Genomic DNA, 16,652 nt, shown 5'->3' on the forward strand with positions numbered 1-16,652 from the left:
ATGCAGTTCGGGACGGCGGGGCTGAGTTCCGGTGAGACGGCCGGCCTCGCGGCGTTCGTCGGGCTGGGACTCGTCGGCAGCGTCCACTGCCTCGGGATGTGCGGACCGTTAGTCACCACCTACGCCGACAGACTCGACGACGGTGGGCCGGTGTCCGGCCACGAGATACGCCAACACGCGTTGTTCAACGCCGGCCGAACGCTGAGTTATGCGCTCGTGGGAACGGTGCTGGGCGCTGTCGGCGGCGTTCTGTACGACGTCGCCGGACTGGCACGCCTCGGGACTGCCGTCCGGGGAACCGTAGGGGTTTTCGTCGGCATCGCGATCATCGCTGTCGGCCTGGGGTATCTCTCGCGTGGGCAGGCCGTCGATGTGGCCCGGTCGCTCCCGCTTGTGGGGACCCTGTTCCAGCGCCTCTCCGCGTCGCTGGTCGAGCGGGTCGACCGCTGGGTCGATGGGCCGGGAATGGTCGCGCTGGGCGCGATGCACGGGCTGCTCCCCTGCCCGCTGCTCTACCCGGCGTTCCTGTACGCGTTCGCGACCGGTTCCGCGCTCACCGGCGGGCTCTCGCTGGCCGCGCTCGGCCTCGGGACGTTTCCGCTGGTGTTCGCCTACGGGACCGCCTTCGGCACGCTATCGCCGGGCCACCGCGCGACGCTGCACCGGGCACTCGGTGTGGTTTTCATCGCGCTCGCGCTCGTCCCGCTGTCGAACGGGCTGGCGGCGTTCGGCATCGCCATCCCGAAACCACCCCTGCCGATGCCCTGGACATGACCCACTGCACGCTCTGTGACCTGCCGGTCGACACGCCCGTCACTGACGACGCCGTCGAGGGGACGTTCTGCTGTCGGGGCTGTCTGGAAGTCGCCCGAACGCTCGACGACCCGGCGACGGAGACCCGCGACGCGGCCGACACCGGACCCGACCCGGACGACGCCGGGGGCGAGACGGCGTTCCTCTCCGTCGAGGGAATGCACTGTGCGACCTGCGAGACGTTTCTGGAAGCGCGGGCCACGAACCACGACGGCGTCGCTGCCGCGGCCGCCAGTTACCCGACGGGGACGATGAAACTCACCTACGATGCCGACACCCTCTCCGAGTCGGACCTCAGTGATGCGGTGGCCGGCACCGGCTACGACGCCAGTTTGCAGGCCACGGAGACCGACGACGAGTACGAACTGGAGGGGCGTCTCATCGTCGGTGGCTTCTTCGGGATGATGACGATGCTGTGGTACGTGCTCTTTCTCTACCCCGCCTACCTCGGCGTCGACCCGTCGCTGTTGCTGTTTGACCCGAGCGGGCAAGCGGGGGACTATTTGCTGTGGAACATGGCCGTGATGACCGGCGTCGTGGTCGGCTACACCGGGTGGCCGCTGCTTCGCGGGGCCTACGTCAGCCTCCGGGCCGGCCGGCCGAACATGGATCTGCTGGTGGCGATGGCCGCCGGGACCGCCTTCTTATACAGCGTCGTCGCCGTCATCTTGGGACACACGGAGGTGTACTTCGACGTGGCGACGGTCATCGTCATGGCCGTCTCGGTCGGCGACTACTACCAGGACCGGGTCCGGCGGGCCGCGCTGGACCGGCTCACGGAGTTCACGACACAGCGAGCCGATAGCGCCCGGCGACGCACCGACGGTGGTCACGAGGACGTCGACGTGGGGGCGCTATCGGCCGGTGACGAAGTCGTCGTCCGCTCCGGCGAGCGAGTTCCCGTCGACGGGACCGTCGTCGAGGGGACCGCCGCCGTCGACGAGTCGCTCGTCACCGGCGAATCGCTGGCCGTTCGGAAGACGGACGGCGACGAGGTCATCGGGGGGTCGCTGGTCACGCAGGGCGGCGTCGTCGTGCGCGTCGGGCCGGACGCCGAGAGCACCGTCGACCGGCTCACGAACCTGCTGTGGGAGGTCCAGAGCACGCGCGGCGGCGTCCAGCGGCTGGTCGACCGCATCGCCGCCGTCTTCGTCCCGCTGGTGGTCGTTCTGGCCGTGATCGCCACCGGCGCGCACCTCGCCGCCGGCGCGACGCCGACGGACGCGATGCTGACCGGGCTAGCGGTACTTGTGGTCTCCTGTCCCTGTGCGCTGGGACTGGCGACGCCACTGGCGACGGCGGCGGGCATCCGTCGGGCGCTGGACGGCGGGACCGTCGTCACCGGCGACGCGGTGTTCGAGACGGCCACCGACGTGGACGTGGTGGCCTTCGACAAGACGGGCACGCTGACGACCGGCGAGATGGAACTGCTGGAGCGGGCCGACGACCGGGCGATGGCCCGGGCGGCCGCGGTCGAACAGTTCGCGGACCACCCCGTCGCCGAGGCAGTGACGGACGCCGTGTCGGTCCCCGACGCGGCCGTCTCGGGATTCGAGCAACACCCGGGCCAGGGCGTCAGCGCGACAGTCGACGGTGACCACGTTGCTGTCGGGACGCAAGCCCTGTTCGACGAGCTTGGGTTCGACGTGCCCGCCGACCTCCGGACCCGGTGTGAGCGTGCCACCGCGAACGGGCGCATCCCGACACTCGTCGGCTGGGAGGGTGAAGCACGGGACCTGCTGATCACGGGAGACAGGCTTCGCTCGGGCTGGGAGTCGGTCGTCTCGACGCTCGCCCGTGACCGCGAGGTCGTCGTCATCACCGGCGACCGCCCCGAAGCCGCCACGCCGTTCGAGCGCCATGAGGGTGTCGACGAGGTGTTCGCTGGGGTTCCGCCCGAAGCGAAAGCAGAGGTCGTCGAACGACTCCAGTCCCGCGGGACCGTCGCGATGGTCGGCGACGGGAGCAACGACGCCCCGGCGCTCGCGGCTGCTGACGTGGGGATCGCCATGGCGTCGGGCACGTCACTGGCCGCCGACGCGGCCGATGCGGTCGTGACGACGGACGACCTGCGCGCCGTCCCGGACGTGTTCGCGGTGACGGCCGCGACCCGCACCCGAGTCCGCCAGAACCTCGCGTGGGCCTTCTGTTACAACGCCGTGGCGCTCCCGCTGGCGCTGCTCGGCGTTCTGAACCCGCTGTTTGCGGCCCTGGCGATGACGGCCAGCAGCCTGCTCGTCGTGGGGAACTCCACGCGGACGCTGGCGGGCACCGCGTCACACAGTGAGACAGACACCGGGAACCCAACCACGCCACAGCAACCAGCAGCGGCCGACTGATAGTGATTATTGCGAGTCGGTACCACATCGACCGCACGATAGCGTGCGGTCGGAGCGGCAAACAGTCGCAACAATCACTATGAGGCCGTGGTGTCGATTGCTACGGCCCTGTCGACCGCCGCACCTGTCTGTCATTTGGTATCATGTCTGAAACAGATTTAATATATCACCGGTTCAGGGTTCAGATACGTCGCATTCACCGACGTGGTGACCCATGACCTACGCAATCCCCGTTCCCGCGCCGACGTCGTTCGCTCGCTGGCTGTACAGCGGGCGGTCGGCTATCGAACGTAGCTTCGACGCTACGGTCGAGTACGCACCCCTTATCCGGGAACGGGCCGCCGCGGACACCCGCTCGGTGACGATTCCGTTCGTGGCACCGTAGACCGGTTCGCCGCCGTGGGACCGGCGTCCCACTCACGGACGCTGCACTGCGGCGGCGATTCGACCCGTCTCACCGTCGAGCGGTGGGACTCTGTCCAACTCGGCCGCTCCCGTCTGACAGGTCCACACCGTCCAGTGTGGCCTGTCGGCATGTCGCCGCTCACCCCCCTACTGTGTCGAGTAGCCATTCCACCGCTCAGCCGTCGGGTTCCCCATCGATTCGGTGTGGGAATCCTGTACCGGCCCCCCGGGCCGGACGTACGCGCCCGCCACCCGCGCAGTCCCCGACCGACGCGACTCGACCGGCGAGTGCCCTCCGGGCCCGGTTCGACCCCGGCCGTCGGCGTTATGTCGCTACAGGCGACTCCCCCGACCGAGGTATCGGCCGACGTATCACTGCGCGTCCCGCGTGGCGGATCCGAGACCCTCGAGGCCGGTGTCGCCGGCGTCCTCGCGGCCGTCGACGGCGTCGAAGACGTGGCTGTCGACCGCGTGACGAGCGTCCGGCCGACCTGGACCGACATCCGGGTCGACGCCGACGTGTCGCTGACGCTGCGGGTCGAAGACGACCGGAACACCGCCGACGGCCGCACCGAACTCCTGCAAGCGGGGTTCGGCGTGATGGCGGTCAACCGCGTCGACGTGACCGGTGACGCGTAAGCGCAGCCCTTCAACTCGGCCCTGCCTTTCCGAAAATAACAGCCGGAACCGGGTCCCCGCCCGGCGCAGGTTCGACTCCTGCCGGGAAGTCACACCTATGCACAGGATTTACCTCGCCGCTGTCATCGACAGACGGCGACGCGACTCAAAGAATCGAGCACAGTCACGCCGCACCCGGCGGCTGTAGTCGCCGGCACCGGTCGCAGTGGCTCCCGATCCCGGACTGGCCTGCTGTCACTGTGTGGCCGAGCCTGTAAGGGATTGGAGCGCGAAGCAGTCCGCATGACGGTACACACGTCCGACGACCGCTGGCTCGAAGCCCCCGTCGAGACGGTGTTCGCGTTCATGGACGAACCGTCGAACCAGGCGGCCGTCACGCCGAGTCTGACCCGCGCCGAGCGCATCGAGCGGCTACCAAACGGCGGGAACCGTGCCGCCTACGAGTACACGATGTTCGGGGTCACGTTCACCGGCGAGGTCCGCGCATCGACGTACGAGCCCCCCGACCGTATCGTGTACGAAATGAGCGGTGACCTAGCCGGCCGGATCGCCTGGCGGTTCGAGCCGGAGGACGATGGGACGCGGCTCACCTACGCGGCCGACTACGAGGTCCCGGGGCCGCTCCCGGAGTTCCTTCTCGCGCCGCTCATCAGGTGGTACAATCGGCGGGAGGTCCGACAGTTGCTTGACAACGTCGCCGAGGCGGTCGAAGGCAACGTGCAGGCCACCGCCGGCACGGCGTAACGCTACTCGTCGGTCCAGAGCGCATCCGAGAGCGTCCGCTGGACCGCTTCCTCCCCGACGGCCGTGGCGAGCGTCTCGAAGCCGTTGCGCTCGACGGGGTCGCTCGCGTTGGCGACGAGGCGGGAGACGATGAACTCCGGGGTGGACTTGCCGACGGTGCCAAACCGGGGCTGGTAGTCGACCTGCAGGTCGAGGTCCTGGTTCAGTCCCTCGGCGAAGATGCCGTCGACACGGGCTTCGGTGGGCAGCGGTTCGAGGTCGTCCGCGAGGTGGGTGACGAACACGCCCAGGGCGTCACGGTCGACGGTCAGCGTCACCAGCCCGTGCAGCAGGTCGGCGGCGGAGCCGGGTTCGGTGATGGCCTCGAACTCGTCGACGAGCATCAGCGTCCGATCGCTCTCGGTCAGCGGCGGCACGACCGAGCGCAGCGTCGATTCGAGGACGCCGGCGTTGAAGGAGGCGTGCCGGCGGTGGAACACGACGGTGTCGACGATGCCCACTTCGGCGGCCTTGGCGGGGACCGGCAGCCCCATCTGGGCCAGCAGTTGCACCTGACACAGCGTCTCCAGCAGGGTCGTCTTCCCGCCGGAGTTCGCGCCGGTCAGGACGGCCACCCGGTCGCCAGTCGGTGGCTGGTTCGCCCGATCCAACTCCAGCGTGTGGTCGCCGATAGCGTAGGTGATCGGCTGGACGCTCTCCACATCTGCGATTGTGAGGTTCCGGGCTCGCTTGACCGCGATGGTCTTGCGGTCCTCGACGAACGTCGGCCGCGTCAGGTCGAACGCGATGGCGAAGCGGGCAAGCGACACCGAAAACGCGATGTCGTCCACCGCCGCGACAGCGGTGTCGATGTCCTCGCGTGCGTCCGCGAGGTCGTCTTCTAGCCGGTCGGCGACGGCTCCCTCGCGCTCCTGGACGTCGCTACGGAGCCCGCTCCGGAGTTCCCGGAGCGCCACGTCAACGAAGTCCCGCGCGTCGGTCGCCTCGCGGGGCATCGCGTCGCGGACGCGGGCGGCGTCGATGCCCGTCTCGCCCGTAACGTGCCGAACCAGCGCGTCCTGGAACTCGTCGGGTCGGCGCGCGCCTTCCTGAACAGCCTCGACGACCTCCATCGAGGTGGCGGCGAGGTCCTCGATCTGTCCCAGTTGGTCGCGCAGGCGGTCGAGTTCCTCGTCGGCTCCCTCGCCGACCGATTCCCCGTCGCCAGCGAGGCCGGCGAGTGCCGCCCGGCCGGCGGACAGCGACTCGCCGTCGAGGGCCGCTAACGGTTCGAACACGCCGCGTTCGATGCCGGTGTCACGAAGCGCGAGCGCCACGTCGACCGCGGCCAGCTCGCCTCCGTCGGCGTCGTAGGCGTCGAACGCATCGAGGACGGCCCGCTGATCGTCTTCGGCGAGGTCGGCCCAGGTGTCCCGCGCTTCGAGCACGTCGTCCAGCCGCTCGTCCATCGCCTCGCGGGTCGGCAGCGGCGTCAGCACCCGGATGCTGTCGGCCGCGTCCTCGGTGACCGCGTACTCCTCGGCGAGGTCGAGCAGTTCCTTGTACACGTCGCGGGTGTCCCTGGTGGCGAGCAGATCCATCGACTCGGCCCCGGTCGCCCGCCGGAGGATGCGCGTCGCGCGCCCCCGGGAGAGGCCGGCCGTAGTTAGCGCACGCGTATCCGCCGACTCGATGGCCTCGATGGCCCGCTCGACGCCCAGCTCCTCGGTGAGCAGTTCGGACGTCTTCGGGCCGATGCCCCAGTACTCCTCCAGTCGCATGGACGGGTGGAGGCGGGCGGCCCGCTTAGGCGTTTTCAGTTACCGGGCTCGTCGTCGTCGATATCGAACCGCTCGTGTAACGACCCCGGCTCCCCGCGGGCTTGCCGGTCAGCCCGGCGGGCCGCCCGCCGTGCGATAAGCACTCCGAGGACGGCCGGAATTGCGAGGACGAGCGACACGAGCGCCGTCTGCTCGGAGACGACGGACGGCCCGTCCGACAGGAGTACCTCGTACCCCACAGCGAGAACGACGACAGCGACGCCGGCCACGACGAGGTATAGCCCGCGGGCCAGCACCTCGCTAGGGTTGCGCAGCCGCGAGAGATACGCCGCCGGGCCGAGCCACCCGGAAAGCAGGATGCCGACGGCCACGCCGAGTGAGAGGTCCCCAACGACGATGACGACGGCATACAGCACGAGGGGCGCGATAGCGACGCCGAGCGAGAGCCCAGTCAGGGCCACGGCCCACGTCGGCGCGCCCCGGTCCATCGACTCCAGCGTGTCGGTGAGGCGCTCGTCCAGCATCTCGGCCTGTTCGTCAGTGAGCAGGGACGCCTCGCAGTGGGGGCAGGCCATCGCTGTCGGCTCCAGCGGCTCGCCACACTCCGGACAAACGGGATCCGACGCCTCGCGCCACTCGGTCATATCTCCCGTTGCGTGTGAAGGGGCTTGAGTTACCCGGCAATCGGATATTATTTCGACTCCCTCTCCCCGAAGCTTATACCACATGACGGGCGAATTTCACAACAGCGATGAAAGAGGTGCTCTCCAGAATCGGTATCGGGTCGGCCACGGTAGACACGATCCTCCCCAGAGACACCGTTAGAGCCGGCGAATCGATACAGGCTGAGGTCCGCGTCAAGGGAGGGACGACCGAGCAGGAGGTCGATGCGGTATACTTCGCTCTGGAGACTGAGTACAAGTCCGACGAGGGGTACAAGGACGCCATCATCGACCAGTGGCAACTCACCGAACCGTTCACCATCGCGGCCGACGAGGAGCGTCGCTTCGAGACCACAATCGAGGTTCCCCGGGAGACGCCGGTGACCACGCGCTCGACGGCCGTGGAAATCGAGACCGGCCTCGACATCTCGCTGGCAGTCGATCCCGGCGACGAGGATTACATCGAGGTCGAACCGACACATCGCACGCAGGCGGTGTTCGACGCGCTGGAATCGCTGGGCTTTGCGCTGCATTCGTCGGCCTGCCAGGCGACGGCCGGGAGCCTGTTCACGATCTCGGCTGATTTCGCTCAGGAGTTCGAGTTCCGGCCCCAGCGCGGCGAGTTCTTCGGCACGGTCGACGAAATCGAAATCGTCCCGGTGTTCGACGACGACCGGCTCACACTGTATCTGGAGGTCGACCGCAGCACCGGACTGCTCTCCGCGGTGACCGATGCCGACGAACGACACACGAAACTCACCGTCGAAGCGCCGGAGCCCAACTCCGGGGCTATCGAACCACGACTCGCGGCGGCGATTCGGGACCTGAGTTAGGGCGCTGTCGCGTGCCTGCTGCCCACCCGCCAGCCCTCAGCCCCAGAACGACTGCGTGCGCGCGTACTCCCGCTCTTGCCGGAGGATATCCCGGTAGAACTCGTCTTCGTCCTCGCGCAAGCGATTGATGATGCGGGCGGCGTTGTGCGGCCCGACGCCGCGGGCGGCCAGCGCGACCACCGCCCGCTTTCCGTGGCTCTGGACCAGCGACCCCGAGCGGTAGGCGCGCTCGGTCATCTTCTCCTGCTCCTCGTCCTTGTCGTCGGTTCGGACGGCCGAGACGACTTCCTCGGCCCAGGGGTTGAGCGCGGCGATGCGGGTGGAGCCACACTGCGGACACGACGGCTGGTCGCGTACGCGCTCGACCTGCTGTTTCCGGTCCCACTCCTGGCAGTGCAGACACATGAGGATGACGCGGTCGCTCTGGATGCGCTCCTTGACGGTTTTGATGACGCTCGCGTCGGCGTTCTCCGGCGAGAGGAGTTCACGCCCGGAGGAGCTTCCGCCGGTTCCAATCGGCGTGTGCTCGCCCACCGTTTCCAGCGCCACGTCGCCGCGCTGGATGTCTCGGAGGAGGTCGGCCGTCGCATCGATGGCGAGGTCCTCGTGACGCACCTCTCGCAGCGCTTCGTCGTACATCGGCGTGTCTTCCAGGGCTGCCAGCAGTCGGTCGCGGCCGAAATCCGTCGACCCGCGGCCGCGCCAGCGCTTGAGCGAGCCGAACTTCGTCGCGACCTGTGCGAGTTTGAACTTCAGCGCGTCAGCGTTCTTGAGGCTGAGTTCGATCAGGGCCGGGAGGTGGTCGGGGTCGGTGTCCTCGATGACTTCGATGACATCGCCGGCGGTGATACGTCGGGGAACTTCCAGCGTAATCCGGTAGGGGTCGACGTCCATCGCCACGGACTCGCCGGCTCGCTGGCCAAGTAGGGCCGATAAGACCCGTCCAAGCGTCTCGTTGATCTTGTGGCCGTAGCAGGCGTTGACGATGACCTCCCGGCCGTGGAACTCCACCACGACGGTCGTGTCGTCGGGGATCGGTCCCTCGTGTTTCTCGACCTGTGAAAGGCCGTCGGCGACGGTCTCCGGGCCGGCGGCGTAGCGGGTCGCGATGTCTCTGGCGACGGCATCCGTTTCAGCGCCGTCCTGCAACTGCCGACCAGCCACGCGGCGCAGTTCGCCGACTTCCGCGGCGACGGCTCTTGGGACCGGAATTTCCTGGCCGACCCACGAGGGAACTTCGCCGGCAGGATCCTCGATGGGCGAAACGGTCACGACTTCCTCCTCCTCGTCGATGTTCGTGATGCGCCACATCTCACCGCGCTGGACGAACACCTCGCCGGGCGTGGCGAAGTTGACGACGAACTTCTCGTCTAAGGTCCCGACCTGCTGGCCTGAGGCCACGTCCTCCACGTCGTAGGTGGCCTCGTCGGGAATCATGGAGAGGTTCTGATAGAAGTACTGCCAGGTCCCGCGGCGTTTTTCGAGGGTGTCTCGGTCCTCGTCGAGCCAGATGACGTTGTTCGCCGCGAGCTCCTCGACGACCTGCTTGAACTGGGCCTCTTCGAGGTCCCGGAACGGGTACGCCCGGGTCAGTATCTCGAAGGCCCGCATCGCCCGGATTTCACCGGTGTCCATCACCAGCCCGGCGATCTGATTGGCGACGGTGTCGAGGCTTCCGTCGTGGATCTCCGCCGGTTCGACGTCGCCGGCTTCGGCCTGTCTCGCTATCGCCAGCGCCTCCAGCGTGTCGTCGGTGTCCGTCGTCACGACCGTGCCCGAAGAGACGAGATCTCGCCGGTGGCCGGCGCGGCCGACCCGCTGGACGAGGCGGGACACCTGCCGGGGGCTGCCGTACTGGACGACGTGGTCGACGTGGCCCACGTCGATGCCCAGCTCCATCGAGGAGGTACACAGCAGGGCGTCGAGGTCGCCGGCCTTGAATCGGTCCTCCACGTCGATTCGCGCTTCCTTCGACAGCGAACCGTGGTGGACGCCCAGGTCGGTCCCCAGTTCCTTGAACCGCGATCCCAGCGCCTCCGCGGTCTGGCGGGTGTTGACGAACAGCAGGACCGATTCGTGGTCGTCGATGAGATCCGCGATGTAACGGACATGGCTGGCCGTGCCGGCGTCGGTGACGAGCGTGCTCGACAGTTCCTCGTCGCGGTCGGTAATCTGGGGCCGAACAACCTCGATGTCCAGCCGGCTTCCGATGTCCACCTCCACGATGGCACACGACCGCCCGCCGGTGAGAAACCGGCCGACCTCGTGGGGATCGCCGACGGTCGCCGAGAGCCCGATGCGCTGGAACTGCCCGGACAGTTCACGGAGCCGTTCGAGCCCGACCGTTAGCTGTGCGCCCCGCTTGGCCGCGGCGAGCTCGTGGACCTCGTCGATGACGATATGTTCGACATCCTCCAGCGCCGTCCGGAGCTTCGACCCGGTGAGCATCGCCTGCAGCGTCTCCGGCGTGGTCACGAGCACGTCCGGCGGGTCGTTGGCCTGCTTCTGGCGCTGGTAGTCCGTCGTATCGCCGTGGCGGACGTCCACTTCGAGGCCGAGCGTCTCCCCCCACCAGTCCAGCCGCTGGCGCATGTCGCGGTTGAGCGCTCGGAGCGGCGTGATGTACAGCGCGCCGATGCCAAAGCGGTCCTCAGATTCGGCCAGCGCGTCGAAGACCGGTAACATCGCCGTCTCCGTCTTCCCGGTTCCGGTGGGGGCGACCACCAGCGCGTCCCGCCCGGCGGCGAGGGTCGGGATCGCCTTCCGCTGGGGGTCGGTCGGCGTCGTGAAGCCACGCTCGGAGAGCGCACTACGGACGGCCGGTCCGAGCGCAGTGAAGGCATCATCGCCGCGAGCGACCCCGTCAGTCATCGCGCCTCTCTAGCGACTACATCGGGTTAAACACGTTGTGTCAGCGCCTCTCGTACGCCGTCGGTACCCAGGGGACTGTGCGCGTTGCAGGGGTGCGACGGGTACAGCCTTATGTTGTTGCCCAGAGATATGTCGAACCATGATTGACGTCTGTGTAACTTCGATCGGTGATGGCCCGTGAACACGCTCGATGAGATCGAACGGGCGGTGAAAGATACGGCGCATTACGTCAGCGGCAACCTGGCGAACTACGCCAACAGATCGGCCGGCGAGAACCCGAGCGGGGAACAACAGGTCGGCGGCGACGTGTGGGCGGATGACCTGTTTTTCGACGCGCTGGCGTACATCGACGGTATCGGCGCGTACGCGAGCGAGGAGCGCAGCGAGGTGATCGACTGCGGCGAGGGGTACAGCATCGCCATCGATCCGCTCGATGGCTCCTCGAACCTCGCCTCGAACAACTCCGTGGGGACGATCATCGGCATCTACGACGCCGAACTGCCCGCTCCGGGTCGGAAGATGGTCGCATCGCTGATGGTCCTGTACGGCCCCTACACGACGCTGACCATCGCCCGCTCCGACCGCGACGTCGTCCAGGAGCACCTCCTCCGGGACGGCCACAGCGAGCGCTGGGGCCAGTTCGAACTGCCAGCGGAGGCGACAGTGGTCGGCCTGGCGGGCAAGACCGGCGAGCGAAGTGACGCGTTCAACGCCATCGCCCAATCGTTCGAGCAGGACCTGAAGCTCCGCTACGGCGGCGCGACCGTCGCCGACCTGGCACAGGTGCTCGAATACGGCGGGCTGTTCGGCTATCCCGCGACGACGGCGTATCCTGACGGCAAACTCCGCGTTCACTTCGAATCAGCGCCGCTCGCGTACCTCGTGGAGGCAGCCGGCGGGGCCTCCAGCGACGGCTCGCAGTCCTTACTCGATGTCGAACCGGACGGCATCCACGACCGAACACAGACGTTCCTCGGCAACACCGAACTGGTCGACGAACTCGAAGCGGAACTTTCAGAACCGTAAACAGGTCCAGATACCCCGATCAGACCTGCTGGTAGGCTCCCAACCGCGTCCCATCGAGCAGGAACGCCTCAACATCGGCCATTCCCTCAGGCAGGAACGGGGCCAGGAACTCCTGACCGTCGACGTTGACCCAGGTGCCACCGGATCGGTCGTTAAACGCCGGGAAGACGACGATATCGGGCGCGTTCTCGACTGGCTGGTCGAACTGTTCCGAGAAGGGGGTAGTCACCAGCGAGCCGCGGAGCCAGGCCCGCTCCTTCTGTGTCCCGCCGACGCTGTCCTCAAGCCGGACCACTGGGTGTTCGTGGCCGACACAGAGAACGTCGCCCCCGAGCACGTCCGGCGCTGGCCAGGTGTGGCCGTGGGCGAACCCGACCGAACCGATGCGGGTCCCGTGTCCCGGCGTCACCTCGACCTGGGCGTCGAGTTCCGAGAGAACCGGCTCCAGGCCGCCGTCGTGGTTCCCTTTCACCAACGTCACGGGCACATCCACTGCCTCGAACAGTGCGTGGAGTTCTGCCCGCTCGTCTTCGAAGGGGTCGCCGATGGCGTGGCCCAGGTCGCCGACGACCACCAGCCGGTCGGCACGGGCGCGGCGCAGACACGCCAGCAGTCGCTCTCGACGATCCGCCGCGGCCGACTGCAGCTCGACGCCCTCGTATCTGAGCCCCGCTTCGATGCCGGCGTGGTAGTCGGCCACCGCCAGCAGTCGCTCCCCGTCAGTATCGACTGTGGCCGCTGGCACGCCGGGGAGCGGTTCGACACGCATCGCTGTACCGTTGGCCGTCGGGCGAGAAAAGCGCCGCGGTGACGGTGCGGCTCTGGTACCGCCGTCCTATATCGGCGTGAGCTTGCCGTCGTCGGGCTCGTAACACCGACCGCCCATCAGGGCGTCCTGAATCGCGTCGTCGACCGCATCGGCGTCGGCCCCGTAACGGTCGACGACCGCCGCCTGCAGCTCCTCGCGGTCGGCCCCGCTGCCGTCGTCGAGTTCCTCCATGACCTCCATGACGGCGTCTTCGAGGTCCACGTCCTCGGCTGGCTCCGCGTCGGCGTCGTCCGCCCCGTCGCTTTCGGCCGCCGGCTCTGCGGTCGCTTCCGCCGCGTCCTCCGACGTGTCTCCATCAGCCGACGGCGCTGTTTCGGTCGCTTCGTCGGATTCCGGCTCCGGCTCCGGCTCTGACTCGGGCTCGGAGGCGGATTCGGACTCCGGCTCGCTGTCGACCGATGTGCTCGCGTCCGCCTCGGCGGCCAGTTCTTCGTCGGGATCCGGCGTCTCGATGCCGGCCTCGCCGGGTTCGTCGACTTCCGTGCCCGTCTGGAAGTCGGTGCCGTACTCCTGTTCGATCTCCTCGCGCTCGTCCTCGTCTAGTTCGAACTCCGGATCGAACTCGCCGAGGTCGTCGTCCGCGTCCGTCGCCGTGTCGCTGTCCGTGGCCGTCGACGTAGTTGGCTCTGGCTCGGTGGTGTCGGCCGCGGTGTCGCCCGCTCCCGGCGTCTCGCTACTCACATCATCACCGAGGTCGGACGACGGCTCCGGTTCGGTCGTCGTCGGGGATTCCGTCTCGGCGTCGACCGTCGTGGACTCCGCATCCGACGGCGACTCTGACACGGCCGCCGTCTCGTCGGTGGCAGTGTTCTCGGTCGCCGGCTCTGCCCCCGGTTCGTCTGTGGCCGCGTCGCTCCCTGTCGGCTCGGCCACCGGCTCGTCAGCCGCTGTCTCCGTCGACGGCTCGCCGACTTCCGACTCCGTTGCCGGCTCCCCAGCCGGCGTGTCCCCGCCTGCCTCGTCCGTCGTCGTCTCAGGCGTGGACACGTCAGTGTCGAGGTCGAGGGAGGCGAGTAGCGGAATCGGGTCGTCGGTCCCGTCGCCCGGTGACAGCGACAGCCCCTCCGCTTCGTCGGTGTCGCCGGCGACGACGCGGGCGGCGTCTAGCGCCGTCGTTCGGAGCGCATCGAGGTAGTCGCCGGTCGTGCCGTAGTGGTCCAGCGCGAGCGTGATGCCGGCCGCGGCGCTCTCGTCGATACCCTGATCGAGCAGCGCGAGCCTGAGTTCGTCGCCGGCCAGGCCGGCCTGTTTCGCGCTGGCCATGCGGCCGATGCGCGAGACGGTCTGCTCGGCGGCCTGAACGACCCAGCGGTCTCGCGTGTCCGCGTCGACCTCGCTGATACTCTCGGGCCGGACCGAAGTGAACACCCGGTCGCTGTCGTCGGGCTGGAACGTGCGGGCCTTGCCCGTGACGGCGACGAACATCGGCGGGTCGGCGGCTTCGAGGAAGGCCAGCTCGTCGGGCTGGTACTGGCCGGCGTAGATGACGAACGGGCCGGTCGGGTCCACGACCCGGGCGCGCAACACGTCGTCGTTAACCTGTTCGAGTTCGGTGAGGACGCCGACGAGGAACAGGCGGTTGACCCGCGCGCCGGTCGGCGTGACGACGTAGTTCGGCGCTCGCTCCTCGTCGGACTCGGAATAGGAGAAGTCGGCGTCGTCGAACTCCGCGGCGAACAGCCGATGGGCGACCTCCCGGCGGCCGGGGCCGCTGTCTCCGGATTCGCTCATATGTCTGCCTCCTGTAGCAGGGCCTGCGCACGCGCCGCCGGGTCGTCGTCGGCCTCGACGAAGGTCGAGGTGGTGAGGTTCGCACCGTACTCATCAACCGACAGCGACCCGCGGACGACGTACTCGCGGCCGACGATGCGGTCGCTGATGCGCTCTGCGACCACTTCTTTGTCCATCGCGTCGCGGGCGTGCTCGCGGGCGTCGTCGAGGTCGCCGCCGTACACCCTGGCAGTGAGTTCGTCGTCGAGCACCGCGGTGACGGTGTCGGTGCCGTCGTCGAGGATGGCCTTCGTCCGCAGGTCGTCCTCGCCCTCGACAGCGCCGTGGGAGCGGCACTGGCCGTTCTGGATGACGCGGCCACACTCCGGACAGCGCTCGATGAGGCCGGAGCCGTCCCGGACTTCGATGACGTTGCCGGCCAGTTCCACGTCGAACAGGCCGCCGCTCTCGACGGCCTCGCGGATCGACAGCCGGGGCGCGTCTTCGGCCACCTCGACCGTACGGTCCAGCGCGGTCACCGCTGAGAACTCGGAGACGTTCACCGAGGGTGCGCCGCGGAACTCGCGGACGAACGTCTCTTCGAGGCGCACGGACGCGCCCTCCTCGATTTCCTCGTGCGGCTCCCAGTCGGTGAAGGGGAGCCGGCCGCTCTCGTCGCCGAGGACGCCGCTGAGAATCGTCGTCTCGCCGTCGCGGCCGTCGATGACCTTCTGTTCGCACTCCATTACTCGCACCTCGACGGTGATGCCGCGGTCGCCCGGCGCGAGGTCCTGCAGCGTGGCGCGGCCACCGACATCGTAGTCGATGTCGAGCGTTTCGTCGACGACCTCGGGGTCGGTGCTGTCGCCCAGATTGAGCTCCGGTTTACCGTCCCACTCGCGGACGCCGGCGTTGCCCAACCGGACCGTCTGGCCGGGCTGGAGGTCGCCCGAGAAGCCGTCCCAGGCCGTGTAGGATATCTTCCCCGTCTCGTCGGCGAGTTCGCCCTCGCGGATGACGTGCTGTTCCCCGTTGTACTGGATGGACCGACGGCCGGACGTGAGTACCACGGCGGTGACTGTCACGTTCGAGTCGTCGGTCGAGACCTCGCTGATGGCCTTGCTCGACGGCGTGCCGTCGCCGCCCGAGCCGCCATCGCCGTACTTCCGCCTGAGGCTCTGCTTGGCCTCGTCCATCGGGACGGAGTAGTTCACGAGGTTTTCCAGGTCGCGTGTGACCTCCTCTTTGTCAACACCGAGGTCGGAGGCGAGCTCCTCGGCATGGTCTTCGAGAGACATCGACCGAGGGTTCGGTGGGAGCACTCAAAAGCGTTTTCGGCCAGCCGTGTAACACGACCGGCCACACCCTGACAGGATCGCCCACAATTCTTATTTATGATACTGTAGTCCCTCAGAATATGGGCGCTGACACCGTCGGAACGTCTCAAACCGAAATAACGTCTGTTTCTGACCTCGGTCGGCTACCCAGGGACGGTAGTATCGAATATAATAATACAGGTGGTCTACCGGTGATCTGACTATGGGCAGTATGTTCGGATCGAAGCCCTCGGAGGCCCACGTCATCTGGCGGAGCGGTCGGAACAACGACGGCACGAAGAAGTTCGATTTCGAGTACCTGGAGCTGTGGGCCGCCCATTTCGGCGTCGACTTCGAGCAGTGGACCCGCGTCGATCACGACCGCGGCGACGAACCCCGCGAGCAGTTCGCCTGCGTGTTCCGCTGGGCGAAAAGCGGCGGGCAGGAACTCTCCGTGGGCGACGAGGAGTGGACGATGGGCTCTCAGCGCAAGCCCCGCACGTTCCTCGAAATCGACGAGGAAGGCATGGTCCGGCTTCGGGGCTGGACCACCGAAACAACGCTCGACGTCGACGAACTGGTGCTGAAAAAGACGGTACTGAAGCTGAAAACCGCTGACGGCACCGTGAAGAAACTCGACGTCCGCAAGCTCTCGAAGCGCCCCGAGACGAACCCTTCCTGACCGTAACCCAAAAGCCGTTTGAC

At 67.7% G+C, this 16,652-nt stretch carries 14 protein-coding genes; 8 read left to right on the forward strand and 6 right to left on the reverse strand.

Annotated features, from left to right (window positions below; all coding sequences use genetic code 11):
* From ACY9XZ_RS10070 to ACY9XZ_RS10090, 5 genes are all read left to right on the forward strand, one after another.
* Positions 1 to 774: a sulfite exporter TauE/SafE family protein gene (locus ACY9XZ_RS10070; RefSeq protein ID WP_463456915.1), complete on the forward strand. Its 774-nt coding sequence runs from the start codon at positions 1 to 3 to the stop codon at positions 772 to 774.
* Positions 771 to 3,152 carry a heavy metal translocating P-type ATPase gene (locus ACY9XZ_RS10075; RefSeq protein WP_463456916.1) on the forward strand — a complete coding sequence of 794 codons (2,382 nt, stop codon included), beginning with the start codon at positions 771 to 773 and terminating at the stop codon, positions 3,150 to 3,152. The genes ACY9XZ_RS10070 and ACY9XZ_RS10075 overlap by 4 nt, the downstream gene beginning before the upstream one ends.
* A gap of 214 nt (positions 3,153 to 3,366) precedes the next feature.
* A complete protein-coding gene (locus ACY9XZ_RS10080) occupies positions 3,367 to 3,537 on the forward strand; it encodes a hypothetical protein (protein ID WP_463456917.1) in 171 nt (56 codons plus the stop codon).
* A 347-nt stretch (positions 3,538 to 3,884) separates the two neighbouring features.
* Positions 3,885 to 4,196, forward strand: a complete 312-nt coding sequence (locus ACY9XZ_RS10085; RefSeq protein ID WP_463457482.1) for a hypothetical protein — start codon at positions 3,885 to 3,887, stop codon at positions 4,194 to 4,196.
* 282 nt (positions 4,197 to 4,478) lie between these two features.
* Complete coding sequence (locus tag ACY9XZ_RS10090; protein ID WP_463456918.1) at positions 4,479 to 4,940, forward strand: SRPBCC family protein; 462 nt, start codon at positions 4,479 to 4,481, stop codon at positions 4,938 to 4,940.
* Positions 4,941 to 4,942: 2 nt separating this feature from the next.
* On the opposite strand, the gene ACY9XZ_RS10095 is transcribed toward ACY9XZ_RS10090, so the two are convergent.
* Both ACY9XZ_RS10095 and ACY9XZ_RS10100 read right to left on the reverse strand, forming a co-directional pair.
* Positions 4,943 to 6,700 (reverse strand): MutS-related protein, encoded by a 1,758-nt coding sequence (locus tag ACY9XZ_RS10095; RefSeq protein WP_463456919.1) that lies wholly within the window; start codon positions 6,698 to 6,700, stop codon positions 4,943 to 4,945.
* A 35-nt stretch (positions 6,701 to 6,735) separates the two neighbouring features.
* The gene (locus ACY9XZ_RS10100; RefSeq protein ID WP_463456920.1) at positions 6,736 to 7,344 is read right to left on the reverse strand and encodes a zinc ribbon domain-containing protein; all 609 of its coding nucleotides are present in this window, start codon (positions 7,342 to 7,344) and stop codon (positions 6,736 to 6,738) included.
* A gap of 107 nt (positions 7,345 to 7,451) precedes the next feature.
* Here ACY9XZ_RS10100 and ACY9XZ_RS10105 point away from each other — a divergent pair, with 107 nt between their 5' ends.
* Entirely contained in the window at positions 7,452 to 8,195 is a 744-nt protein-coding gene (locus ACY9XZ_RS10105; RefSeq protein WP_463456921.1) for a sporulation protein, read from the forward strand.
* A 36-nt stretch (positions 8,196 to 8,231) separates the two neighbouring features.
* On the opposite strand, the gene ACY9XZ_RS10110 is transcribed toward ACY9XZ_RS10105, so the two are convergent.
* Positions 8,232 to 11,066: a DEAD/DEAH box helicase gene (locus ACY9XZ_RS10110; RefSeq protein WP_463456922.1), complete on the reverse strand. Its 2,835-nt coding sequence runs from the start codon at positions 11,064 to 11,066 to the stop codon at positions 8,232 to 8,234.
* A gap of 177 nt (positions 11,067 to 11,243) precedes the next feature.
* On the opposite strand from ACY9XZ_RS10110, the gene ACY9XZ_RS10115 reads away from it, so the two are divergent.
* Positions 11,244 to 12,092: a class 1 fructose-bisphosphatase gene (locus tag ACY9XZ_RS10115; RefSeq protein WP_463456923.1), complete on the forward strand. Its 849-nt coding sequence runs from the start codon at positions 11,244 to 11,246 to the stop codon at positions 12,090 to 12,092.
* 19 nt (positions 12,093 to 12,111) lie between these two features.
* On the opposite strand, the gene ACY9XZ_RS10120 is transcribed toward ACY9XZ_RS10115, so the two are convergent.
* The 3 genes from ACY9XZ_RS10120 to ACY9XZ_RS10130 all read right to left on the reverse strand — a co-directional run bounded on the left by ACY9XZ_RS10120 (position 12,112) and on the right by ACY9XZ_RS10130 (position 15,929).
* Positions 12,112 to 12,861: a metallophosphoesterase gene (locus tag ACY9XZ_RS10120; protein WP_463456924.1), complete on the reverse strand. Its 750-nt coding sequence runs from the start codon at positions 12,859 to 12,861 to the stop codon at positions 12,112 to 12,114.
* A 66-nt stretch (positions 12,862 to 12,927) separates the two neighbouring features.
* The gene (locus ACY9XZ_RS10125; RefSeq protein WP_463456925.1) at positions 12,928 to 14,652 is read right to left on the reverse strand and encodes an RPA family protein; all 1,725 of its coding nucleotides are present in this window, start codon (positions 14,650 to 14,652) and stop codon (positions 12,928 to 12,930) included.
* On the reverse strand, positions 14,649 to 15,929 hold the full coding sequence (locus ACY9XZ_RS10130; RefSeq protein ID WP_463456926.1) for a Single-stranded DNA binding protein: 1,281 nt from the start codon (positions 15,927 to 15,929) through the stop codon (positions 14,649 to 14,651). Before ACY9XZ_RS10130 ends, ACY9XZ_RS10125 begins: the two co-directional genes overlap by 4 nt.
* 241 nt (positions 15,930 to 16,170) lie before the next feature.
* Here ACY9XZ_RS10130 and ACY9XZ_RS10135 point away from each other — a divergent pair, with 241 nt between their 5' ends.
* Positions 16,171 to 16,629, forward strand: a complete 459-nt coding sequence (locus ACY9XZ_RS10135) for a hypothetical protein (protein WP_463456927.1) — start codon at positions 16,171 to 16,173, stop codon at positions 16,627 to 16,629.
* The last annotated feature ends 23 nt before the right edge of the window (positions 16,630 to 16,652 follow it).

It is taken from the genome of Haloarcula sp. HT12 (assembly GCF_055271655.1).